Here is a 22,518-nt window from a genome sequence, read left to right as displayed (position 1 = left end):
CGTAATCAGCGACCGCACGAAGCGCGCACATCTCAATCAGCAGCCAGGGCGCCCCGGAGAGCCGGGCGGCCACTCCTTCGAAGCCACTGAAGGCAAGAACCCATAAGCCACACCCGGCCCTCCCGGGCCGCCTAACAACTTACGGAGCCCCCATGTCCACCCCCTTCCCCGGTACCCCCGCCGCGTTCGCGGCCGCCTTGCGTGCCCGTGAGCCGCTGGTCGGCTACTGGTCCGTCCTCGACTCGCCGGTCTCGACCGAGCGCATCGCCCGTCTCGGCTACGACTATGTGGCGCTGGACGCCCAGCACGGGCTGTTGGAGTACGCGGGCGTGCTGGCCTCGCTGACCGCGATCGACACCAAGGGGTCGACCGCCGTCGGTCTGGTCCGGGTCGAGGCCAATGACCCGATGCCGATCGGCAAAGCGCTGGACGCGGGCGCGGCCGGTGTCATCGTCCCGCTCGTCGACAACGCGCGGGACGCCGCCGACGCGGTGGCCGCCGTACGCTATCCGCCTCTCGGCAGGCGCTCGTACGGGCCCATGCGTTCGAGCCTGCGCATCGGCCCCAACCCCGCCGACGCCCACGCGCAGACCGTGGTCCTCGCGATGATCGAAACCGCCCAGGGCCTCGCCAACGTGGACGAGATCTGCGCGACCGACGGGCTCGACGGGGTCTACATCGGCCCCTCCGACCTGCGCATCGCGCTCGGTGGTGCCACCTCGACCGACCCCGCGATCGCGGACGAGTTCGAGGCCGCGCTGGTCAGGGTGCGGGAGGCCGCCGCGGCCGCCGGAATCGCCGTCGGCGTCCACAACGCGGACGGCGCGAGCGCCGCCAAGCGGCTCGCCGAGGGCTTCACGTATGTCACCGTCGCCTGCGATCTCGTCCATCTGGAGCAGGCCGCGGGTCAGCACCTCACCGCCGCGCGTGCCTCGGGGCTGGTCCGATGACGTCGCAGCCGACGCTCGCCCCCGACGGCGTCGTACACCCGCATCCCACCGAACCCGGCTGCGCGGAGGCGCAGTTGTCGGCGCCGGCCGTGCAGAACCACGCCGCCAATCTCACCGTGCTGCCGGGCGGCGGGCTGGGCTGTGTCTGGTTCGCGGGCACGCAGGAAGGTGTCGCGGACATCTCGGTGTGGTTCTCACGGCTCGACCCCGATGGTGACGTCTGGTCGACACCGGTACAGCTGTCCCACGACGAAGCCCGGTCCGAGCAGAACCCGGTGCTGTCCATCGACCCGTCCGGCGACTGGTGGCTGCTGCACACGGCCCAGCGGGCCGGACACCAGGACACCGCCGAGGTGCGGCTGCGCGTCAGCCGCGACGAGGGTGTGACGTGGGGCCCGTCCCGGACGCTCTTCGACGGCGGTGTCTTCGTCCGGCAGCCGGTGACCGTGCTGCCCACGGGCCGCCGGCTGCTTCCCGTCTTCCGCTGCGTGGCCGCGCCGGGCGAGGCGTGGTCCGGCGACCGGGACACCAGCTCGGTGATGATCAGCGACGACACCGGGACGAGCTGGCGCGAAGTTCCGGTGCCGGGCTCGACCGGACTCGTACACATGAACATCCGCCCGCTGCCTGACGGTTCACTCCTCGCCCTGTTCCGCAGCCGCCGGGCGGACGCCGTGCACCGGAGCGTGTCGTACGACGACGGGGAGAGTTGGACCGAGCCGCGTCCGCTGGACGTGCCGAACAACAACTCCTCGATCCAGTACGCGCCGTTGGCCGACGGTCGCCTCGCCCTCGTGCACAACCACAGCAGCGCCGCGGACGCCGTCGCACGCCGCGTCTCCCTGTACGACGAGATAGGCGAGGAGGGATTGACGGAGACCGGGGGCCATGAACCCGGTGACGGGACGGCCCGCGACCACGAACCCCCTCCAGCCGCCTCGACGGGAGCCGCCTTCTGGGGCGCCCCCCGTGCCCCGCTCACCCTCTCCATCTCCTCGGACGGCGGGGTGACCTGGCCCGTACGCCGTGACCTGGAGACCGGGGACGGCCACTGCCTCACCAACAACTCCCGCGACGGGCTCAACCGCGAGCTCTCCTACCCGTCCGTCGTCCAGACCCCGGACGGCACGCTGCACATCGCGTTCACCCGGCACCGCCGCACGATCAAGTACCTCCGCCTGAGCCCCACCTGGGCGGACCGGGAGCTCCCCGTATGACGACGACGCTCATCACCACGCCCACCTTCTCCCGCCACTCCCCCGAGCCCTGGCGGATCCTGGAACAGGCGGGCGCGGGCCCGGTGCGCCCGTACGACAACACCGCGCTGCCGGGCAGTGAGTTGCGTGAGCGGATCGGCGCGGCCGACGCATTGGTGGTCGGCATGGACGCCGTCACCGCCGACGTCATCGACTCGGCCGGCCGGCTCAAGGTCATCGCGAAGCACGGTGTCGGCGTCGACACCATCGACGTGGCCGCCGCGCGGGCCCGTGGCATCCCCGTGGTGTGCGCGCCCGGCAGCAACTCACGGGCTGTCGCCGAGTTCACCTTCGGGCTCATCCTGGACGCCAACCGCCGCATCACCGCCTCCCACCAGCGGGTGGCGCACGGCGAGTGGCCCAAGCTGTTCGGGCCCGAACTCGCCGGAAAGACCCTGGCCGTGGTGGGCTTCGGCCGCATCGGACGCCTGCTCACGAACTACGCCCTCGCCTTCGGCATGACCGTCCTCGCGCACGATCCGTACGTCGACGACGCCGGCATCCGCGCTCTCGACGCCACGCCGGCCTCCCTGGACGACTGCCTGGCCCGTGCCGACATCGTCAGCCTGCATCTGCCCGCGACGTCCGGCGCGGGCCCGCTCCTGGACCGCCGCCGGCTCGCCGCCATGAAGCCGGGCGCGTTGCTCGTGAACGCCGCCCGGGGCGGGCTCGTCGACGAGGAGGCACTCGCGGCGCTCCTCGTCGAGGGCCACCTGGGCGGAGCCGCACTCGACGCCTTCACACACGAGCCGCTCGGCGACAGCCCGCTGCGCACCGCCCCGAACGTCCTGCTCACCTCGCACATGGCGGCGTGCAGCCACGAGGCCAACCGCACCATGGGCGCGATGATCGCCGAAGACGTCGTACGGGTCCTCGCGGGCCGGCAACCCCTGCGCCCGGCCCACTGAACCGTCCCCCCTCCCCCGTCCCCGAGTCCGGGCAACGACGCCGGACACCTCGAAGGACCCCGCCATGCCTGAAACGACTGCCCGGACGGCATCCGCCGCCGTCCCGACCGAGCCCGACCCGTACGCCCTGCGCGCCGAGGACGTCCGCGAGGCGCCGACCACCTTCACCGGGCGGCTGCGCCATCTCGGCCCCGGTTTCGTCCTGTCGGCCGCCGTGGTCGGCTCGGGCGAGCTCATCGTGACCACCTCGCTCGGCGCGCGCGCCGGGTTCGTGCTGCTGTGGCTGGTCGTCATCAGCACCGGGGTGAAGGTGTGGGTGCAGATGGAGCTGGCCCGCTGGACGATCCTCAACGGCCGTACCGCGCTTGAGGGTTACCGCGAGGTCGGCCCGCGGATCGGTCCCGTGAGCTGGATCAACTGGCTCTGGATCGGGATGGACTTCGCCAAGATGTTCCAGCGGGGCGGCATCATCGGCGGCACGGCGGCCGCCTGCTCCGTGATGTGGCCGATCACCGGCGAGGCACTGAGCTACCGATCGCTCGCGGTGTGGACGGTCGTCGTCACCGCCCTCGCCGTGACGCTGCTCAGGACGGGCAAGTACAACGTCGTGGAGCAGTTGTGCGTGGCGTCCGTGGTTGTCTTCACCGTAGCCACGGTGGCGCTGGCGCTCGGGCTTCCGCTCACCGAATTCGGTTACGGGACGGGCGAGTTGGGCGAGGGCTTCAGCTTCCTCATACCCGCGGGCACGGCCGGGGTGGCGCTGGCCATGTTCGGGATCACCGGCGTCGGCGCCGACGAGATGACGACGTACACCTACTGGTGCATCGAGAAGGGCTACGCCCGCTGGACGGGTCCGGACGACGGGACCGAGGAGCGTGCGCGGCGGGCCGAGGGGTGGCTGAAGGTGATGCGTCTTGACGTCGCCGCCGGCTGGCTGGTCTGCACGCTGTGCACGCTCTCGTTCTACGTCATCGGGGCGGCCGTGCTGCATCCGCAGAACCTGGTGCCCGAGGGCAACTCGATGATCACCACGCTGTCCCGCATCTACACCGACACGATGGGTCCCTGGGCCGAGTATCTCTTCCTGATCGGTGCGTTCACCGTGCTCTTCTCGACGCTCGTCGGATCGACGGCCAGCGTGCCACGGCTGTGGACCAACACGCTCGGCCTTCTCGGCGTGATCGACTGGCACGACGTCCGCGTACGGCGGCGCACGATCCAGATCCTGACCTGGTGCCTGCCGTCGGTGTGGGCGTCGTTCTTCCTGTTCGTGCAGTCGCCGGTACTGATGGTGCAGATCGGTGGCATCGGCGGCGGTGTCTTCCTGCTCGCCGTGGTGATCGCGGCGTGGCGGCTGCGGTCCACCGGCGTCGAGAAGCGCTTCCGGGGCAGCCCATGGCTGACCGTGGCGCTCGCCGTCAGCAGCGCGGCGATCGTGTTCCTCGGTGTCTACGGCGTCCTGGACGTCTTCGGCATCAGCCTCACGGGATCCTGAGCCGACCGGATCCGTACGGAGCAATGCGCAGGACGGACGGCCGGAGCTCCCGATGGCCGCCGCTGACCAGGGGAAGGAGAATGGGTTGGTCGGCGCGCGGCGGCCGCGTCCTGCAGCAGATCGCGGGAGAGAGCGGCGGGTCGCGGGAGAGGTGAGCGGCGATGACCGACCTCCTGGGCTCGTTGCCCGACCACCACAGACGGCTGCTCCGTGACGCGCCCCCCGGTGTCGAGCTGGCCTCCCGGCCGATGCTCGCCACGCTGAGCGACCGGCGCGACTTCCCCGGCGAGTGGCTCTTCGAACGGAAGCTGGACGGGGTCCGGGTCCTGGCGGTCCGGGAGAACGGGCGGACGCTGCTCCTCTCCCGCGCCGGCAACCGCCTCGACGACACCTACCCGGAGATCGTCGAGGCGCTCGCCGCACAGTCGTGCACGGACTTCACCGTCGACGGCGAGATCGTCGCCTTCTCCCGCAGCCGCACCGACTTCTCCCGCCTCCAGCAGCGCATGGGGCTCACCCGGCGCCGGGACATCGAGGCGAGCGGCGTCGCCGTGACGTACTACATGTTCGATGTGCTCCGTCTGGAGGGCGCGGACCTGACACGGCTGCCGTTGCGTGCGCGCAAGTCGCTGCTCCGACGGACCCTGACCTACCGTGCTCCGCTGCGCATGACGACGCATCGCAACGAGGGCGGGGCCGAGCTGCTGGCCGACGCGTGTGCCCGGGGCTGGGAGGGGCTCATCGCGAAACGGGCGAAGAGCCTTTACCAGCCCCGCCGTTCACCGGACTGGCTCAAGCTGAAGTGTTCCCGGGCGCAGGAGTTCGTGATCGGCGGCTTCACCGAAGGGGGTGGCACCCGGGCCGGTTTCGGCGCGCTGCTGCTCGGCCACTACGAAGCGGACCGGCTGCGGTACGCGGGCAAGGTGGGCACGGGCTTCGACCGTCGTACGCTCCTCGGGCTGCGCGGAGTCCTCGACGAACTCCGCGTCCCCGCATCGCCGTTCAGCGACCGGGTGCGTGAGGCGGGCGCCCGCTGGGTGGAGCCGAGGCTGGTCGCGCAGGTCGCGTTCACGGAGTGGACCCGGGACGGCATGCTGCGGCATCCGCGGTTCCTGGGGGTGCGCGACGACAAGAGGGCACGGGACATCGTGCGCGAGCGGCCCACCGCCTGAGCGACCGGAACACGGGACGCCCCCGCCGGGCGCAGGGCCGGAGCCCTGTGCGGCCGTCCGGGGGCGTACCAACGCGTGGGGTCCGCCTACCGCTCGGACTTCTTGACGCGCTCGGAGGCCTTCGCGGCGAGCTCCTGGGCCCGGCCCGTCATCTGCTCGCCCCGGCCCTCGTTCGCCATGGGCATGTCGCCCATCGCCCGGCCGGCGGTCTCCTTCATCTTGCCCTTCATCTGCTTGGCCTTGCCCTTTGACTTACCCATGGTTTCCGTCCTTCGATGAGGGTTGGACTGGCGTAACCACCCTGCGCCCTACACTCACCCTTCGCAATCCGTGAGCATTCCGTCACCACGTGTATTCAGGTGGATGCTGGGTAGGCGCCGCGCTGGCATGCGCCCGGTCGAGTGGTGACGATGGACTGGAGCCACGCAGTGACACAGAGAAGCGACGACGTAGAGCCCTTGTACGTGTTCCGACCTCGGAGGGGAACGGATGACCTCGGACGCCGGCTCGAAGGCGGAGGAGCCGGGGCGCGACCTGCCCGACCGGGCCGCGCCCGATGAGGACGCACCCCGGATCGCCGAACTGCAGGAGGAGATCGGCCAGTTGAAGGAGGCCGTGACCTCCCATGCCGTCGTGGACCAGGCGATCGGCATGATGGTGGCACTCGGGCGGGTGACGCCCGACGACGGCTGGGCCGTGCTTCGGGAAGTGTCCCAGCACACCAACATCAAACTGCGGAATGTCGCGGAGATGATCCTTGTCTGGGGGCAGAAAGGCGATCTCCCGCCGGATGTCCGAGCCACGCTGGAAGACACGCTCGACCGCTATGGGCCCACATCACTTCCAGAAGATTCTCCGCCACTGCGATGAGGGTGTTTTATTCAGCTCGCACTGGTTAGTTCGAGAGGTGGCAGTTGACTGGCAAACCGCTCCCGGGAGGGTTCGGCAGTGAGCTCGCCACTCAGCCGCCCGGCCCGGGAAGTCCCGTGACGGGCGGTTGAGTCACCAACTCCGCCTCCATCCGCCGCAACGACTTCTTCCGCTGCCACCACGGCCTCCGAGAGAGCTTCCTCGCGCACCTTGGCGCAGCAACCGTTGAGCAGCCGGGAGACGTGCATCTGCGAGATGCCGAGTTGCTCCGCGATGCGACTCTGGGTCATGCCACGGAAGAAGCGCAGGTAGAGGATGGTTCGCTCGCGTTCGGGGAGCGCCGCCAGGCACGGTTTCACGGCCTCCCGGTCGATGACGAGGTCGAACCCGGAGTCGGACTCCCCCAGGGCGTCCCCGAGCGCGTAGCCGTCGTTGCCGGGTAGCTCGGCGTCCAGGGAGAGGGCGGTGAAGCTGTCGAGGGCCTCGAATCCGGCGCGTACGTCGTCCTCGGTCATGTGCGCGTACGCGGCGATCTCGGCGATGGTGGGGTTGCGGCCCGGTGCCGTCTGTGACAGCTCCTTCACGGCGGCGCGGACCCGGTTGCGCAGGTCCTGGACCCGCCGCGGCACGTGGAGGACCCACATGTGGTCGCGGAAGTGGCGCTTGATCTCACCGGTGATGGTCGGGATCGCATAGCTCTCGAAGGCGTTGCCACGCTCGGGGTCGTAGCGGTCGACGGCCTTGACCAGGCCGAGAGCCGCCACCTGTCCGAGATCCTCGACGGATTCGCCGCGTCCCCGGTACCGCAGGGCGATGCGGTTCGCCATGGGCAGCCAGGCCTGGACCAGCTCGTCACGCAGGGCTTGTCGCTCGGGCCCGTCCGGCAGGGCGGCGAGGCGTACGAATTCCGCGGCCGAGTCGGGGGCGTCGTCGTGCGGGTGCTGCTTCGTTCTGACGGTGATTCGCATGGTGCGTCGCATCTTCCTCAGAGGGTGCTGACGGGACAGTCACCATGGGAGTGAGCGCGCGCACGGACCGTTCTGGACACACCCGCGATCTGGCGGAGCCAGCTCCCACGGACGTGCCTCCTGTCCGAAGCACTAATAAACAACTTCCCGCACTCGGACATTTCAAAACGAAGCACCGAATATTGGGGGCCCACAGCGACAATCAATAATCGACTGGTCGCGCAAAGTGACAAAGCGGCAGGTGGCGAAGCCGCGAAGTGAACCGCATCGGCGGGATACGAATTTCGGCGGGGTGCCGACGGAGTCGCCATGAAACACGCTCCCGTGAATTTGCCCCGCAGATATCAAAAACCGATTCGGGAAGGCATGCGACACGCGCGTACGGGCGGCGGCCGGGACCCTGTTTCGGTCGGCGGCGCCGGGTACTCGCCGGGGATGGACAACGACACGACACAACTGGCCCTCTCCGGCGCGGTGGTGGGCGGAGTGGTGCCGTTCCTGGTGGGCGTCGTCATCGTCGGCGCCCTGATCTGGGCCGTGTGGTGGGGCCGTCGGATCCGTGCCCAGGAGCCCGGCCCGCCCCGCCCCGAGGAACAGCCCCGGCTGCCCGATTCGGGCCCCGTGGGCGAGGTCCGCGAACGGCGCGACCCCGCCGAGATGCCCCGCGGCAACCATCGGCTGACCGCGCACCGGCTCCCGGGCCATGGAAACAGCCCGACCCGCCGCGCGGCGAAGCAGAAGCCCCCGGCCTGGAACGAGAACGACCGCGGAGGCTTCGACAGCGAAGGCCCCGGCCGAACCTGACACGGGCGACACGCAACGCACACCCCACCCCCACCCACGCCCACACGCAGCCGCAGCCGAATCGGGACGCCAAAAAAGAGAGCCCCCTCACCGGCAGACATCTGCTTCACTCGGCGCATGCTGAAGATCGGATCCGTGGTGTTGGGCGTGTGGGATGTGCGGCGTGCGACCGCGTTCTGGATGGAGGCTCTCGGGTACGTCCCGCGCGACGAGCCGGAGGACGACTGGGTGGTGCTGGTGCCCGCCCAAGGGACCGGCCCCCAACTGGCGCTCGGCCTGAGCGGGACACCGGTACAGGAGCATCCGCGCGTCCATCTGGACCTCTACGCCGGGAACGCGGCGGATCGGGCCGCCGAGGTCGACCGGTTGGTGTCTCTCGGCGCCCCCAACGCGTCGACTGGGACCTGTATCCCGACGACCCTGATTTCGTGGTGCTGGCCGACCCCGACGGCAACCGCTTCTGCGTCATCGACACCAGCCGGGAGTGACATCCTCGGCCGCTCCGAGTACAGGGCGAGGGCCGGCCGCCGGCAGGGTCGCCGAGCTGCTCAGTCCTCGTGGATGCCCCGGAGGATTCGGGCGACGAACTCCGCGGCCCGCTCCGGCTCCTCCTCGAACCAGATTCCGAGGTGTTCCCGGACAGCGTCCCCCACACAGTCCCGCACCTCGCTGTTGCCCAGCAGCCCGCGTGTGGCGCCGAGGAATTCGGGATGGTCGAGTTTCACCGACACAACTGCCGTGAGGCTCCTGCAGATCCGGTCGTCGCGGGGGTCAAGGTCCCTTGTCGGCAACCCTCGCTCCCGTGCGTACGCGATGACCGCGGCCGCCACTCCGTCGCGGAAGCCGTCCACGTGCGTGCCGCCCTCGCGAGTGGCCCGGCTGTTGGCGAAGCCGAGTATCCGTTCCTTGCGGGAGCCGGTCCACAGCAGGGCCACTTCCATCGTCCCCGCCATCCGCGGGTCCTCGTGCTCGAAGCCGATGACGTCCGGCTGGACGCCCGACCCCGTCTCCGCGTCAAGGGCGGCCACGAAGTCCCGAACTCCCTCCGGGAACCGGAACGACACCGCCCGGGCCCCGCCCGCCGGGCGTTCGTCGGTCAGCGAGATCCCCAGGCCCCGGTTGAGGAAGGCCACCTGCCGGAAACGCTCCGCCAGCACGGCGAACGAACACTGCGTCGTCTCGAAGATCTCACTGTCGGGCCAGAAGGTGATGGTCGTCCCGCTGCCGGTCGCCGGCTCCATGGCGGCTGGCGGGGCGACCTCGACGCCGCGCGCGTACTCATGGACCCGGCGGGCCTCCTCGCCCCGCGCCTCGGCCGTCAGCCGGCTCGACAGGGCGTTGACGACGAAGAGCCCCGCCCGGAACTGACCCACGTCCGTGATCTGCCGGCCACTGAGCTCTGGCCCGGCGTGGAAGCTGGTCAGCAGCGCTTCGAGGTCCGGGCCGCGTGCGTCCCCGGCGGCCTCGAAGGGACCCGCCGGCCCGTCGTCGGCGACCCGCACGCCGCCGTCGGGCGTGAGAGTGACATCGACGAAGCCGCTCCCACTGCCGCTGCCGCTGCCGCCGACCAGGACCTGGTTCACCGCCCGGCCGACGACCTCGAACACCATGTGATGCGGACCGCGTTCACCGGTCGAGCCGACCCACATCCCGGGCCGCTTCCGAACGGCTTCCCGCCCCTCCAGCACCTCGATGTCGGCAGCGTCGTACCCCGTGTTTTCCCCACTCACAAAGACCCCTCCCATGGCGTCCGGCTGACCTCCCCAGCGTAGGCGGAATCCAGGAAAACGCCAGGTCAGAGCCTTTCTGCCAAGGCCGCGGGCGGGCTGGTGAGGGCACATCCGGAGGCGGTCGACCCAGGGGCCGCGCACTACGCCCGGAACGCACCCGAGGGCTCACCGAAGCCGCGTACGACCCCGTTCACGGCGCCTCTGAGGCCCTCAATTCCGGTACGCGGGAAAGGAACTTGGAGCCCTGCAAGCCGGGGGGGATGCCCCACGTCCGAGGCTGCGTCAGCCGACCATGTCGAAGTGGGCCCGGGCCCGGTCGAATTGGCGGTCGGCCAGGTCGTCCCGGCGAATCACCCAGTGAACGACGCCCAGGTCGCCCTCGGTCACGCCCTCGCCCCCGACCTCCGCGAGCAGCACCCAGTCACCCGGTCCGTGGTCGTGGTCCGTGAGGGGATCCGCGTTCCAGACCCAGGGGCAGCCGCCCAACTGCACAGGTCCGTCCGTAGTCATCTCGCCGCAGGTCTTCCACCACACGGAGCCCAGCTCGCTGCCGTGCGGAAACTCCTCGGTGTCCGAACCGCGGTTGGGCAGCGAGGGCGTGATCGTCAGATGCAGATCCCGGGCCGGGCGGACCTCCGGCAGCCACTCGCAGCTCGAAGCGCGTTCGGAGACGGGCGTGCCGACCGGGACGTGGACGAGCCGGTGCCAGTCGTCGTCGCTCCACGGGTCCTCCGTGTCCGCGAAGAAGAGCAACGTGCCGTCCTCGGGCAGCGGGAGGTCCGTCGCACCCGGCGGGACGGCCGCGAGGTCGACCGAGGCGAGGAACGGCAGGTCCGGAACGGGCTCGTCATCGGGCATCGGCGGCAACCCGCCGAGCCGTCCGGCCGGCGGGTCGTCGGGCGGTGTCTCACCGGCGAGGTTCAGCATCGCGCTGCGACGGGCGGTGTCGAGCCACCGCTCGACCTCGTCCTCGGGTAAACCACGGCTGCGGGCTTCGTCGCGGAACGGATCCATCGATGTCATTCGCGGAGTATGCCAGGGTCGGTCAGCACGCCGGAGGGCTGCCAGGGGCCGCCTTGTCCGCGCCCGGTCACTTCACGAAGCGGTACTTCAGGTGGGTGGCCAGTGGCGTGGCGACCACGCTGACGGGCTCCAGGCGCCGCCCGGCACCCAGTCCCTCGAAGAGCCGCAGTCCGTCCCCGAGGAGCGCCGGCACCACGTGCAGCTGCAGCTCGTCGATGAGCCCCTCCCTGAGGTACTGCTGCACGGCGCCCGCCCCACCCGCGATATCGACGTTCCTGTCCCCCGCGGCTGCCTTCGCCCGGTCGAGCGCGCTGTGGATACCGTCGGTGACGAAGGTGAAGGTGGTGCCGCCCTCCTTGACGAGGGTCGGCCGGGGCCGGTGGGTGAGGACGAAGACCGGGGCCCGGAACGGTGGGTTGTCACCCCAGAACTCCTCGCCGGTGTCGTACATCATCCGGCCCATGACCACCGCTCCGGTGGCGTCGAACCACTCGCGCATCAGCTCGGAGTCGCGGTTCTCCTCCCCGCCTGTCATGCCCTGGCGCTCCCGCCAGCTCGCCAGGTTGTGGATCCACTCGAAGAGCGGCTCGGCGCCGTCGCCTCCCGGGTTGTCGATGGCGACGCCGGTGCCGGCGACGAAGCCGTCGAGGGAGATGGCCATATCCGCGGTCACGGTCACGATGGGTGCTCCTGAGTCCTGGAGGTGCTGCCTTCACCCTTACGTCGATCAGGGCCCGGCGCATTCGACAAGCTTCCAAAAGTCAGCGCGAGACACCCTGACACAGCCCGGCCACGAACCCACATAGCACACACATTCGAATATGTGGGTACCCTGGAAGCATGTCCACGCACCTCCAGGGTTCACTGTTCGACCAGACCGACGAGATCCGCCTCGGCCCGCTCGACGGGCGGCGCCGGACCGTGCTCGGCGACGGGGCGTGGATCGATCTGCTGCCCGGCTGGCTGCACGGGGCGGACGCGCTGTTCGCACGGCTGGCCCACGATGTGCCCTGGCGGGCAGAGCGGCGGCAGATGTACGAGCACATGGTGGACGTACCGCGACTGCTCGCGTTCTACGGTGCCGACGACGCACTGCCGGACCCCGTCCTGGACGAGGCCCGTGATGCCCTGTCCGCGCACTACGCCCACGAGCTGGGGGAGCCGTTCACCACCGCCGGGCTCTGCTTCTACCGGGACGGCCGGGACAGTGTGGCCTGGCACGGGGACCGGATCGGCCGGGGCGCCCGCGAGGACACGATGGTCGCCATCCTCTCCGTGGGCGCTCCGCGCGACCTGCTGCTACGGCCCAGGCGGGGCGGCACCCCGGTGCGGCGCCCTCTCGGTCACGGCGACCTGATCGTGATGGGCGGCTCCTGCCAGCGCACCTGGGAGCATGCGATCCCCAAGAGCGCCCGGGCGGCGGGTCCCCGGATCAGCGTCCAGTTCCGCCCGCACGGCGTGCAGTGACCCTCCGCAGGGGCGCCGCCTGTCACGGCGCCCCGACGCACTACGGATGAGGGACCGGCTCCTGCCGGCGACGCCGCCACGAGCGGGCGCGCCGCGGTTCCTGGTCCGGCAGCCAGCCGAAGGCCAGGCAGCTGCCGACGACTCCGAGGACGAGCCCGATGAAGAAGCCGCCCAGGTTCGAGGTGACCCAGGTCCCCAGGGAGAGCAGGGCACCCAGGATCGAGTAGAAGAGGCGCTGTGCGGGGTTGAAGAGGATCAGCAGGCCGAGGATCAGCATCAGGGTCGGCAGGAGGTAGCCGGCCAGGCCCTGCATGCCGATGTGCATGACGACCTTCAGTGACGCCTTCTCCGTGACCAGGATCTCCGCCCCGCCCAGGGCGAGCAGCAGCCCGCCCCAGAAAGGACGGGCCGCACGCCAGCGCCGGAAGGCGAGCATCAGCAGCCCTTGTCGCTGAAGCTCAGCTTCAGACCGGGAAGCTTGAACACCGCCGCCGTGGTGGCGTAGTTGGTCTGCCGCAGGTTGCCGATGTGGACGGTGTCGGCCTGCTGGCTGAAGACGCCCTTCGGGCCCTGCGCATGGGACTTGTCGAGCGTGCTGGCGTCGTTGCCGATCTCGATGTTGTCGAAGGACGCGTCGCCCGACAGTTCGGTGGAGTCGGTGGTGAGGTTGACCGCGGACACCTTCTGGCTGCCCTCGCCGGCCCTGATGAGCAGGTTCGTGCCGCCGAGGTCGACGCTCTGGCAGAGCTTGGTGAGGGTCGCCTTCTTGATCGCGGAGACCACCACCAGGACCTGGCCGCCGGTGTCACCCTCGTTGGGGCTGCCCGGGGCCATCTGGTCGAGACCGCCGAACTGTGCGAAGCCCTCGCCGTCGAGGTTGGTCGCGGTGACGGTGAACGGCATGCCGGAGATCGCGAACTGCACGCCCAGGGCCCCCTGAGCGGTCAGGATCATCAGGCCGGCCGCGACCGCGGTGGCAGGCACCGCCATCACCGCGGCGCGGCGCAGACGGACCCGCCCGCGTCTCTCGGAGCCGTCGGGGCTCTCCGGGATGGAACCGCTTTCCGACACTTCGGAGGGCTCGGGGGTGGAACCGGCTGACGAGGTGGCGTCCGAGGACGAGGCCATTTTCTGCTCCCAGGGGCATGTATCAGTGCGGGTAGGGCTTCAGTGGCACGTTGTCCTGGCGCGGACAGCGCATACGGCGCACGCCTCCTCACACCTCCCGGCGGGTGCAAGGGCTTTCTCGTTACGCAGCAGTAACCGCGACGGAAGTTACCCCCGGTAAGTGATGAGGGTCAAGCACCTTGTGGAAAAAGGAAGTCGGAGATGTGACGGAGCCGTGGAGGGCGGTCCCCACCGCCCGACCCAACGTCAACTGCCTTGCTGCGCAAGGGCATTGAATATTAGTCAACTTCCTTGCTGCACCTTGACGTTGAACATCACTCAGGTCTACAACTCTCCCTGGCTAGCACGGATCCGTGGCGCCGGATCCGTCCTGCGGCGCACGTCGACTCCCGGGCTCCATCCCGTCACACGGTCGGCAGGCCGGTCACGTGGTCGACAGACCCGACACACGACCGGCCGACCGCACGTGCGGTCCGCATCCACTCCTCCATGGCACCGGCACGGTCGCATCCCCCCTCCTGGGCCGCGTCCGGTCGCCCTACCGCCGGTCCCGCGCCGGAGGCCGTCCATCGACGCCTCCGGCCAATCTCCCGGCAGCCACCGCCGGTCCGTCGCGTACGGAGAAGGCGCGACGGGCCGGTGGCGGCCCAGCTCCCCCACCCCACTCTCGGAATGAGGCACCCGCATGCGCACTCGGACTTCCCTCGCACTGGCCGCCGCCGTCACGGCGCTCGCGCTCTCGGCGGCCGGCCCGGCCTCCGCGGCCGACGGCTCGGTCCTGACCACCGGCGGCGCCGGCGGCACGGCCGTCGCGAACGGGGCCGTACTCAACTCCTCGCTGGCCGCCGGCACCAGCGCCACGCTCTACTCCAGCAGCACCGGCACGAGCGGCCTCTCCTGCACGTCGTCGAAGTTCGTCGCCTCGGTCGTCGACAACCCGACGGCGCCCGGTACGGCCACCGAGTCGGTCACCGAGCACACCTTCGACAGCAGCAGTTGCACCAGCAACGTCGTCGGCGTGCTCGGGGTCACCAGCATCAAGGTCGACAACCTGCCCTACACCTCGGCCGTGGGCTCCGACGGCTCGGTCACCATCACGCCGGCCGCCGGCTCGTCCATCCAGACAACCGCCGTGCTGCGTACGCTCCTTGGCAGCATCACCTGTGTCTACCGGGCACCCAGCCTGTCCGGCACGGCCGACAACGCCGACAACAGCATCTCGTTCAGCAAGCAGCAGTTCACGAAGTTCTCCGGCTCGTCGCTGTGCTTCAGCAACGGCTACTTCACCGCCAAGTACGCCCCGGTCACGGACACGACGCAGGCCGACAGCCCGGCGGTCTTCGTCAACTGACGCCGGCCGGCAGCCTTCACACGAACGCCTGTGGGGCGGGGAGATCTCTCCCCGCCCCACAGGCGTTCACGGTTCACTTCAGGTCGCTCTTCTTCATGTAGCCCGAGTCGATGAGCACCTGCTCGTAGTTGCCCTTGTCGACACTCACGGGCTCCAGGAGGTACGCGGGCACGACCTTCTTGCCGTTGTTGTACGTCCTGGTGTCGTTGACCGCCGGCTTCTTGTCGTGGACGACGGAGTTGACCATGTACGAGGTGACCAGTGCCAGCTCGCGGGTGTCCTTGTAGACGGTCTGGGTCTGCTCGCCCTCCACGATCGACTTGATGGAGGGCGCCTCGGCGTCCTGGCCGGTGACGATGGGCAGCGGCTTCCCTGCACCTCCGTACCCGTGCTCCTTCAGCGCGTTGAGGATGCCGATGGACATTCCGTCGTACGGCGAGAGGACCGCGTCGATGGTCTGGCCGTTGTACTTCGAGTCGAGAATCTTGTTCATGCGCTTCTCCGCCGTGGGGCCGTCCCAGCGGAGGGTGGTGACCTGATCGAGATCGGTCTCCCCGGATCTGACGATCAGGTCGCCGTTCTGGATGTACGGCTTCAGCACTTCCATCGAGGCGTCGTAGAAGTAGCGCGTGTTGTTGTCGTCGGGCGATCCCGCGAAGAGCTCGATGGTGAACGGGCCCTTGCCGCTGCCGTTGACGAGTCCCAGCGACTCCACGATGAAGTCGGCCTGCTGCGAGCCGACCTTCACGTTGTCGAAGGACGCGTAGTAGTTGACGGCGTCGCTGCCGAGGATCAGCCGGTCGTAGGAGATCACGGGGATGCCGGAGTCCTTCGCCTTGCTCAGGACCTTGGTGAAGGCACGCCCGTCGACCGAGGCGATGACGAGGGCGTCCACGCCGTCGTCGATCATGGCCTCCACCTGCGCGACCTGGTTCTTCGGGTCGTTGTCGGCGTACTTCAAGGTGGTGTTGTATCCGAACCCCTTGAGCTCGTCGACCATGTTCCGACCGTCGTCGATCCACCGCTGCGACGTCTTCGTCGGCATGGCGATGCCCACGGATGCGGTCCCGTCACCGCTGCCGGCGTCGGAACCCTCACCGCATGAGGCGAGAGAGAGGGTCAGGACCGTGGATATGGCCGCAGCTACGGTGGTGCGGGCGCGCATGCTCATTGTTCCTCACTGGGTGACAGGCAGTCGGTGGGACTCGGCGGCCGCGTGTGCACCGGGCGGCCGCCGTCGACGCCTGCCGGAACGGCAGATCGTGAGGGAGACGTCCGCTGCGCACGGTTCCAGGGCGGAGGCCGTTGTGCGTTGTTCGGTGCCGAGGTCGCGCCGAGGCTGCCTTGACAAGGGGGTTCGGGGCGCCGCACCGGAAGGGCTCGTACTACGCGTACGTACCGGTGGCGGACGCCGGGGGTCGGCCGGTGCCCGGGCGCGTGGAGCCTTCCGGGATCGGCTGGTCTCACCGGGTCGCGGTGAGGGGTGGAGCGTCAGACCGGACGGTATGTCTCTCGCGTTTGGGCTCCGTTGAACCCGCACACGACAGACCGGGGATGACCGGCCTCCACGGGCGCGGACTCGAACGTGGGTGCGCGGGGAGCGTATCCCGGCGTACGCCCCCTGTGGCGCTCTTTCAGCACATTAGTTGCGACGGCGCACGATCGGCCTGGCCAGGCTTATCGCCACTTGCGACCTTATGTGGACGATCCGGTTCCTAGTGGCCGTCGCGCGCGGCTAGTTGCTCGATCGCGCGGACAACGAGATCGGCGTGCCCACGGACCTCCAGCATCTCACCGTCCCACGATTCGCTTCCGGGTGCTACGGAATCAGCGGGCTCCGCGAGGCTGTCCCGGCCCCCGAGATAGAGAGAACGCGCACGGGCCAGTACGGGCCGGTGCCGGGCGGGGAGGCGGTCGAGCGCCCAGGAGGCCGCCGCATCCTTGGAGGTGACGGTGCCGGTCGCGAGCGTCATCCAGACGCGGGCGAGGGTCAGCAGGACGTTGCGGGTGTCCGACTCGAGGCCGGCCAGTAGCTCTGGCACCCCGGCGACGGTCGCGCGCCGGAGGTCCTCGTGCGGCACGGGGTCGAGGAGTCGCGCGGGCGGCGGTCCGAAGAGCGGGGTGTCCCCGAGGAGCACCATCGTGATCACCGGCGCCAGATCGGGCATGACCGCCGGGGCGGGCACCTCTCCCCGCTCGAACTCCTCACGCAGCCACTCTCCGTAGAGGAACTCGCAGCGCGGCGGGTACCGCCAGGGCCGGACGTCACCCTGGGCGACGACGATCAGTTCGACCGGCCGGGCCGGCTCTCCGTTCCGGGCGCCGCGGCCGGAGATCCCCAGCAGGCCATGGAGCAGGTTCCGTCGCTCGCGGTCCGTCATGCGTCGCCGGGCGACGACGAACACATCGAGGTCACTGTCGGGCCGCAGGCCGCCGAGGACGGCAGAGCCGTGCAGACAGACGCCGGCGACCTCCGCGCCCAGCACGTCGTGCACCAGGCGGAGGACCTGGTCGAGCTGGGCTTGGTGGTCGCTCACGGCACGGATCGTAGACGGACCGAACGTGGGCATTCACGTCAGTTTCCGGGCGTGATCGACACCACGGGATGTGCGGGAACCCGCAAGATCGCCACCACAGGCCCCGTCGAGGATGCGAAGTTCCCTGGCACGAGCTTCCACAAGCCCTTTCCCCAGCAAGATCACCCTTGTTCAACCTTGTATGACATGTAGTCAATTGTCCGGATCACGGCCAACCAGGTCGCTGCGGTTTCCCCGCTCCGCCAAGGGCCCGATAGGCATACGAACCGTCAATTGATCCAATTCCGGCGGCATATGCGACACCGCATGCCGCAGGACCGAGTACGAGGACGTATCCGCATGCCCGATCCCACTCGCCGCCTCGCTCTGCGGGGCGCGGCCGGACTGGCCGTCACCGCCGGCGCGTTCACCGCGCTCTCGCCTTCGCCGGCCTCCGCCGCGGACCACCACGGCGGGCCCGCCCCCGCGCCCTTCGACTTCGACGAGGTCTACCGGGGTCGTCGAATACAGGGCCGGCCGTCCGGCGGAGGCCATCACCACGGCGCCGGTTACTCGGTGTTCGTGGACGGCGTCGAGCTGCACGTGATGCGCAACGCCGACGGGACCTGGATCAGCGTCGTGAGCCACTACGACCCGGTGCCGAACCCGCGCGCGGCGGCACGTGCCGCCGTGGAGGAGCTCCAGGGCGCACCCCTTATCCCGTTCAACTGACCTACACAGCACCGGAGTTCATCCGCAATGACCGTACGCAAGAACCAGGCGAACCTGACCGCAGACGAGAAGCGCAGGCTGGTCGCCGCACTGATCGAGCTGAAGCGCAGCGGCCGGTACGACGGCTTCGTCACGACCCACAACGCGTTCATCCTCGGCGACACGGACAACGGGGAACGGGTCGGCCACCGTTCGCCCTCCTTCCTGCCCTGGCACCGCAGATTCCTCCTGGAGTTCGAGCGGGCACTGCAGTCGGTGGACGCCTCCGTGGCGCTGCCGTACTGGGACTGGAGCACCGACCGCACCACCAGGGCCGCCCTGTGGGGGCCGGACTTCCTCGGCGGCACGGGCCGCTCCGTCGACGGACGGGTGACCGACGGTCCGTTCGCCGCGTCCACCGGCAACTGGCCCATATCCGTACGCGTCGACACACGCACGTATCTGCGCCGCTCGCTCGGCGGCAGCGGCCGGCAACTGCCCACCCCCGCCGAGGTCGAGTCCGTACTCGCCATGTCCACCTACGACATGGCGCCGTGGAACAGCGCCTCCGACGGCTTCCGCAACCACCTGGAGGGCTGGCGGGGCGTCAACCTCCACAACCGCGTCCATGTGTGGGTGGGCGGGCAGATGGCCACCGGCGTCTCCCCGAACGACCCGGTCTTCTGGCTGCACCACGCGTACGTGGACAAGCTGTGGGCCGAGTGGCAGCGCAGACACGCTGGCTCCGGCTATCTGCCCCTCGCGGGCACCCCGGACGTCGTCGACCGCGGCGAGACCATGAAGCCGTGGAACGACTCGACGCCCGCCGACCTGCTGGACCACACGAGGCACTACACCTTCGACACGGCCTGACCGCCGCAGCCTGACGACAGCGCGGGCCCGCCTCAGGCCTCACGGCACGGGCGGGCCCGCCGCGTCGGTCAGAAGCCCGGGTCGCAGCACCCGTCCCGGCGCATCAGGCGTCCGACGTCCAGCCAGTCGTCCTCGCCCGCCGCGTGGCGTGCCGCGCGCTCGGGGACCGGCTCGTATGCGGCGACGAGGTCGTCGGTCGTGTACGGCATCCCGCCCCGGAGTACGGAGACGGTTCGTACGAGCGTGTCGAAGTCCTCGAACGGGTCGCCGTCCACGATGGTCAGGTCGGCGAGTTTGCCGGGCTCGACCGTGCCGAGGTCGTCCTCGACACCGAAAAGGCGGGCGGGCAGCACGGTCACGGTGCGCAGGGCCGCCGCCGGGGACAGGCCGCCCCGGTGCAGCGCGCGCAGACCGATGTGGAGGGAGAGGCCCACGGCGACGAGCGGCTGGTCGGTGCCGAGGGCGACGATGCCTCCGGCGGCCAGGATCCGCCGGTAGATGTCGGTCTCCGTGCGCAGCGTGGCGAGTTGGGCCGGAGTCGGCGGCACGCCCGCCCCCTGCCGGACCAGAGCGGCGTCCCAGGGCGGCATCACGGCGGTGACCCGGGGGTCGTCGGCGAGCCCGGGGTCCGCGCCGAGGAGCGGTGCGGAGGTGAACGGCGTGGCGATCAGGCCGAAGTTGACGCCCCGCGCCGTGTAGATCTCCAGCAGGTCCTGGTAGGCACGCCCGGACGCGGTGATCGCGTGCCCGGACTCGTAGCGCTGGGTGGCCTGCAGATGGGTCGTCAGATCCTGGCCCAGTTGCACGCCGGGCGAGAGCAGATGGCTGCCCGAGCGCACGCCGAGCCGCTCGTGTCCGAACCGGGCCGCCTCCTCCATCACCCAACTCGGCGCCCGTACATAGGTTTTGACGAAGTCCCAGTCAAGTGCGGCACCCCGTTCCAGTGAGCGCCGCAGCCCGTCCCTGGTCCGGTGGGCGCGTCCCATGCTGTACGCGACCCGGGAGCCGTCGAGCAGTTCGCCGGTGGTCAGCAACCGGGGTCCGGCGAGCTGACCCGCCGTCACCGCCTCGCGGATCCGGGCCTGTTCGTAGGCGAACCCGCCGAAGGACACGGCGGTCGTGATGCCGTACGTGAGCTGGCCGACGGTCTGCCGGCCGCCGTAGGTGACCTGCCACGGGTGGGTGTGCGTGTCCCACAGCCCGGGCACGACGGTCCGCTCGGAGGCGTCGATCAGGCGGAACGCCGTGCGTCGGCGGTGCGGTTCGACGGCGGTGACGCGTCCGCCGCGTACGACGATGTCGACGTCGTCCCGTACGGACTCGCCCGTGCCGTCCCACAGTCGCCCGGCGTGCACCACCGTGTCGGCCGGTGCGGGTCTGCGCTGGTCGAGCGGCACGCGGACGGTACGGGCCGGGCCGCCGTCGACGCCGATGAGCCGCAGCTTGGTACCGGAGAGGTACAGCAGGGTCTTCGAGTCACCGGACCAGGACGGATGGTCGGCCGGTTCGGTCGTGAGGGTGCGCAGGGCGCCGCGCGGGGTTCCGTCGGGAGCGACGGGCAGCAGGCACAGCGCGGACTCGACGATCACCGCCATCCAGCGCCCGTCGGGCGACCAGACGGGCCCCGAGTCGTACCGGTCGGAGAGCGAGACATGCGAGCCGACCGTGTGCAGACGGTCCGTGCCGGTCGTGGTGTCGACGACACGGACGAGGTTGTAGCCCTCCCGGAAGCGGAGGTTGAGGCGGTTGCGGTCACAGAGGGCGAGGTAGCGGCCGTCCGGTGACCAGCTGGGCCGGCCGGGCAGACCGCCCCCTCCGAGCGGCGTCGCCAACACCTGTTCCGTACCGGCCGCGAGGTCTCGGACGACGAGCCGCCCGCTCATGTCGAGGCAGGCGAGCCGTCCCCCGTCCGGCGAGAGTGCCGGATGGACCCGGCCGCCGGTGGCGAGCGCAGTCTCCTCGCCGGTGGCCAGATCTCGCCGGTACACGCCGAGCAGCCCGTCACGGTCGTCCGCGTACAGCAGTGAACGTCCGTCGCGCGCCCACGAGGGGCCGAGCAGGTAGCCGGTGGGTGCCATCCGGCGCAGACGCTTCGGCGCCCGGCCTCCCGAACTGTCGGCCAGCCAGAGAGAGTTGAGGGCGGCGAAGGCGATCCTCCGCCCGTCGGGCGAGAGCGCGGGCAGATGAATGCCCTGCACCGGCCGCGCCCGTCCCGCCTCCCCCAGGTCGTACTCCTTGACCTGGTAGCGCGGCCGGTCCACGGGCAGTACGCCCTCGAAGGGGATCGCGTCCGCCTCGGCCGGCTTCTCCGGCCGCACGACGGTGAAGCGGCCGTCCACGGTGAGCAGCAGCTCGCCCTCCGGCGTCCAGCGGTGCGGCACCGGCGCGATGTCCCCGGCGACCGCGACGGGTTCACCGTCGACGACGAGCGTGCACGAACCGTTGGGTGACGCGGTGGTCCGCAGATACGCCAGGCGGCGGCCGTCCGCCGCGAGGGCGGGGGCCAGGATCTGGGCGGCCGCGGTCTCGGTGTGCTCCACGACGACCGGGCCCGCGCCCGAGGCGGGGACGGCGGCGACCGTCCGGGCGTCGAGGCCGAGGCCGTTTGCGGTGGTGACGCCCTTCGCCCGGACGAAGAGGATCCGCTTCCCGTCCGGCGACCAGGTGGGGTCGAAGTCCTCCCACACCCCGTCCTGCGAAGGACCCTCCTGGCCCGGCAGACCGGTCACACGGGCGATGTCACCGGTGCGCAGGTCCAGTACCTGGATGCGGTACGGACTGCCGGTCACCTGGTCGCCGCCGCGCTCGGAGGCGAAGGCGATCCGGGTGCCGTCGGGCGACCAGACAGGACCCCGGTCGTCCCAGGGCCCGTCGGTGCGCTGTCGTACGTCCGAGCCGTCGGGCCGCATCGTCCAGATGTGGAAGCCGCCGCCCCGGTAGGCGCAGAAGGCGACGAGCTTGCCGTCGGGGGCGTGCACGGGCCGGTTCGGTTCGAGGTCCGCGGAGGTGAGCGGGACGGCCTTGCCGCCGGTGCGCGGGAGGGACCAGAGCACGTTCTGGACCTCGGCGATCAGCCGGTCCCCGCCCGGCGCGAGGGTCGCCGAGCCGTTGGTGGCCGCCGTGAAGGACAGCGAGAGCTCGCCGGGCGGCTGCGCGGCGGCCGGCGCGGCACCTACGGCGGTGACGGCACCGGCGGCGCCCGCGGCCGCGAGGAGTTGACGACGGGAAAGGGAGAGGGGGAGGGAGAAGGCAGGAGTGAAGGCGGCGTTGCTCCGGTCACGGTCCATGACTCAGAA

Annotated in this window: 20 protein-coding genes and 2 pseudogenes; 12 read left to right on the top strand and 10 right to left on the bottom strand. The window is 70.2% G+C overall.

The annotated features are described in order from the left end of the window. The first annotated feature begins 152 nt into the window (after positions 1-152). From QF035_RS49490 to ligD, 5 genes are all read left to right on the top strand, one after another. Complete coding sequence (locus tag QF035_RS49490) at positions 153-950, top strand: HpcH/HpaI aldolase family protein (protein ID WP_307529068.1); 798 nt, start codon at positions 153-155, stop codon at positions 948-950. Beyond that, the gene (locus tag QF035_RS49485; protein WP_307529066.1) at positions 947-2,167 is read left to right on the top strand and encodes a sialidase family protein; all 1,221 of its coding nucleotides are present in this window, start codon (positions 947-949) and stop codon (positions 2,165-2,167) included. The genes QF035_RS49490 and QF035_RS49485 overlap by 4 nt, the downstream gene beginning before the upstream one ends. After that, positions 2,164-3,114, top strand: a complete 951-nt coding sequence (locus QF035_RS49480) for a phosphoglycerate dehydrogenase (RefSeq protein ID WP_307529064.1) — start codon at positions 2,164-2,166, stop codon at positions 3,112-3,114. Before QF035_RS49485 ends, QF035_RS49480 begins: the two co-directional genes overlap by 4 nt. 64 nt (positions 3,115-3,178) lie before the next feature. After that, positions 3,179-4,609, top strand: coding sequence for an Nramp family divalent metal transporter (locus QF035_RS49475; RefSeq protein ID WP_307529062.1), 1,431 nt, complete (start codon positions 3,179-3,181; stop codon positions 4,607-4,609). A 161-nt stretch (positions 4,610-4,770) separates the two neighbouring features. Further along, positions 4,771-5,781 carry a non-homologous end-joining DNA ligase gene (gene ligD, locus QF035_RS49470; RefSeq protein ID WP_307529060.1) on the top strand — a complete coding sequence of 337 codons (1,011 nt, stop codon included), beginning with the start codon at positions 4,771-4,773 and terminating at the stop codon, positions 5,779-5,781. 86 nt (positions 5,782-5,867) lie between these two features. Here the strand turns inward: ligD and QF035_RS49465 are convergent, their stop codons facing one another. Continuing rightward, positions 5,868-6,041, bottom strand: coding sequence for a CsbD family protein (locus QF035_RS49465; protein WP_189839150.1), 174 nt, complete (start codon positions 6,039-6,041; stop codon positions 5,868-5,870). Positions 6,042-6,270: 229 nt separating this feature from the next. Between QF035_RS49465 and QF035_RS49460 the strand changes: the two genes are divergently transcribed. After that, positions 6,271-6,651, top strand: a complete 381-nt coding sequence (locus QF035_RS49460) for an ANTAR domain-containing protein (protein WP_307529058.1) — start codon at positions 6,271-6,273, stop codon at positions 6,649-6,651. A gap of 182 nt (positions 6,652-6,833) precedes the next feature. On the opposite strand, the pseudogene QF035_RS49455 reads toward QF035_RS49460, so the two are convergent. After that, a pseudogene (locus tag QF035_RS49455) lies at positions 6,834-7,619 on the bottom strand (RNA polymerase sigma factor SigF); the annotation flags it as partial. A 366-nt stretch (positions 7,620-7,985) separates the two neighbouring features. Here QF035_RS49455 and QF035_RS49450 point away from each other — a divergent pair. Together QF035_RS49450 and QF035_RS49445 are read left to right on the top strand one after the other, a co-directional pair. Then, positions 7,986-8,423: a DUF6479 family protein gene (locus QF035_RS49450; RefSeq protein ID WP_307529056.1), complete on the top strand. Its 438-nt coding sequence runs from the start codon at positions 7,986-7,988 to the stop codon at positions 8,421-8,423. A 117-nt stretch (positions 8,424-8,540) separates the two neighbouring features. Beyond that, positions 8,541-8,911, top strand: a pseudogene (locus QF035_RS49445) (VOC family protein). 60 nt (positions 8,912-8,971) lie between these two features. Here the strand turns inward: QF035_RS49445 and QF035_RS49440 are convergent. The 3 genes from QF035_RS49440 to QF035_RS49430 all read right to left on the bottom strand — a co-directional run bounded on the left by QF035_RS49440 (position 8,972) and on the right by QF035_RS49430 (position 11,855). Further along, entirely contained in the window at positions 8,972-10,153 is a 1,182-nt protein-coding gene (locus QF035_RS49440; RefSeq protein WP_307529054.1) for a DNA gyrase subunit B, read from the bottom strand. Positions 10,154-10,435: 282 nt separating this feature from the next. Then, entirely contained in the window at positions 10,436-11,176 is a 741-nt protein-coding gene (locus QF035_RS49435; protein WP_307529053.1) for a DUF1963 domain-containing protein, read from the bottom strand. Positions 11,177-11,243: 67 nt separating this feature from the next. Next, positions 11,244-11,855 (bottom strand): dihydrofolate reductase family protein, encoded by a 612-nt coding sequence (locus QF035_RS49430; protein ID WP_307529051.1) that lies wholly within the window; start codon positions 11,853-11,855, stop codon positions 11,244-11,246. A 161-nt stretch (positions 11,856-12,016) separates the two neighbouring features. Between QF035_RS49430 and QF035_RS49425 the strand changes: the two genes are divergently transcribed. Then, positions 12,017-12,643: an alpha-ketoglutarate-dependent dioxygenase AlkB gene (locus QF035_RS49425; protein ID WP_307529049.1), complete on the top strand. Its 627-nt coding sequence runs from the start codon at positions 12,017-12,019 to the stop codon at positions 12,641-12,643. Between the two features lie 40 nt (positions 12,644-12,683). On the opposite strand, the gene QF035_RS49420 is transcribed toward QF035_RS49425, so the two are convergent. Together QF035_RS49420 and QF035_RS49415 are read right to left on the bottom strand one after the other, a co-directional pair. Next, on the bottom strand, positions 12,684-13,079 hold the full coding sequence (locus tag QF035_RS49420) for a DUF6114 domain-containing protein (protein ID WP_307529047.1): 396 nt from the start codon (positions 13,077-13,079) through the stop codon (positions 12,684-12,686). After that, complete coding sequence (locus QF035_RS49415) at positions 13,079-13,771, bottom strand: DUF6230 family protein (protein WP_307529045.1); 693 nt, start codon at positions 13,769-13,771, stop codon at positions 13,079-13,081. Before QF035_RS49415 ends, QF035_RS49420 begins: the two co-directional genes overlap by 1 nt. 685 nt (positions 13,772-14,456) lie before the next feature. Here QF035_RS49415 and QF035_RS49410 point away from each other — a divergent pair. Next, on the top strand, positions 14,457-15,122 hold the full coding sequence (locus QF035_RS49410) for a Tat pathway signal sequence domain protein (RefSeq protein ID WP_307529043.1): 666 nt from the start codon (positions 14,457-14,459) through the stop codon (positions 15,120-15,122). A 73-nt stretch (positions 15,123-15,195) separates the two neighbouring features. Here QF035_RS49410 and chvE read toward each other — a convergent pair whose 3' ends face one another. Both chvE and QF035_RS49400 read right to left on the bottom strand, forming a co-directional pair. Beyond that, entirely contained in the window at positions 15,196-16,293 is a 1,098-nt protein-coding gene (gene chvE / locus QF035_RS49405; protein WP_373466859.1) for a multiple monosaccharide ABC transporter substrate-binding protein, read from the bottom strand. Between the two features lie 544 nt (positions 16,294-16,837). Beyond that, positions 16,838-17,659, bottom strand: coding sequence for an aminoglycoside adenylyltransferase family protein (locus QF035_RS49400; protein ID WP_307529038.1), 822 nt, complete (start codon positions 17,657-17,659; stop codon positions 16,838-16,840). Positions 17,660-17,998: 339 nt separating this feature from the next. On the opposite strand from QF035_RS49400, the gene melC1 reads away from it, so the two are divergent. Both melC1 and melC2 read left to right on the top strand, forming a co-directional pair. After that, entirely contained in the window at positions 17,999-18,370 is a 372-nt protein-coding gene (gene melC1, locus QF035_RS49395; RefSeq protein ID WP_307529036.1) for an apotyrosinase chaperone MelC1, read from the top strand. A 27-nt stretch (positions 18,371-18,397) separates the two neighbouring features. Next, positions 18,398-19,222: a tyrosinase MelC2 gene (gene melC2, locus QF035_RS49390; protein ID WP_307529034.1), complete on the top strand. Its 825-nt coding sequence runs from the start codon at positions 18,398-18,400 to the stop codon at positions 19,220-19,222. A 68-nt stretch (positions 19,223-19,290) separates the two neighbouring features. Here melC2 and QF035_RS49385 read toward each other — a convergent pair whose 3' ends face one another. Continuing rightward, positions 19,291-22,509: an amidohydrolase family protein gene (locus QF035_RS49385; RefSeq protein WP_307529032.1), complete on the bottom strand. Its 3,219-nt coding sequence runs from the start codon at positions 22,507-22,509 to the stop codon at positions 19,291-19,293. Positions 22,510-22,518 lie beyond the last annotated feature (9 nt).

Source organism: Streptomyces umbrinus, from assembly GCF_030817415.1.
Classification (GTDB): domain Bacteria; phylum Actinomycetota; class Actinomycetes; order Streptomycetales; family Streptomycetaceae; genus Streptomyces; species Streptomyces umbrinus_A.
Note: the sequence above shows the minus strand (reverse complement) of the source record. Positions and strands in the feature narration are given on the sequence as shown.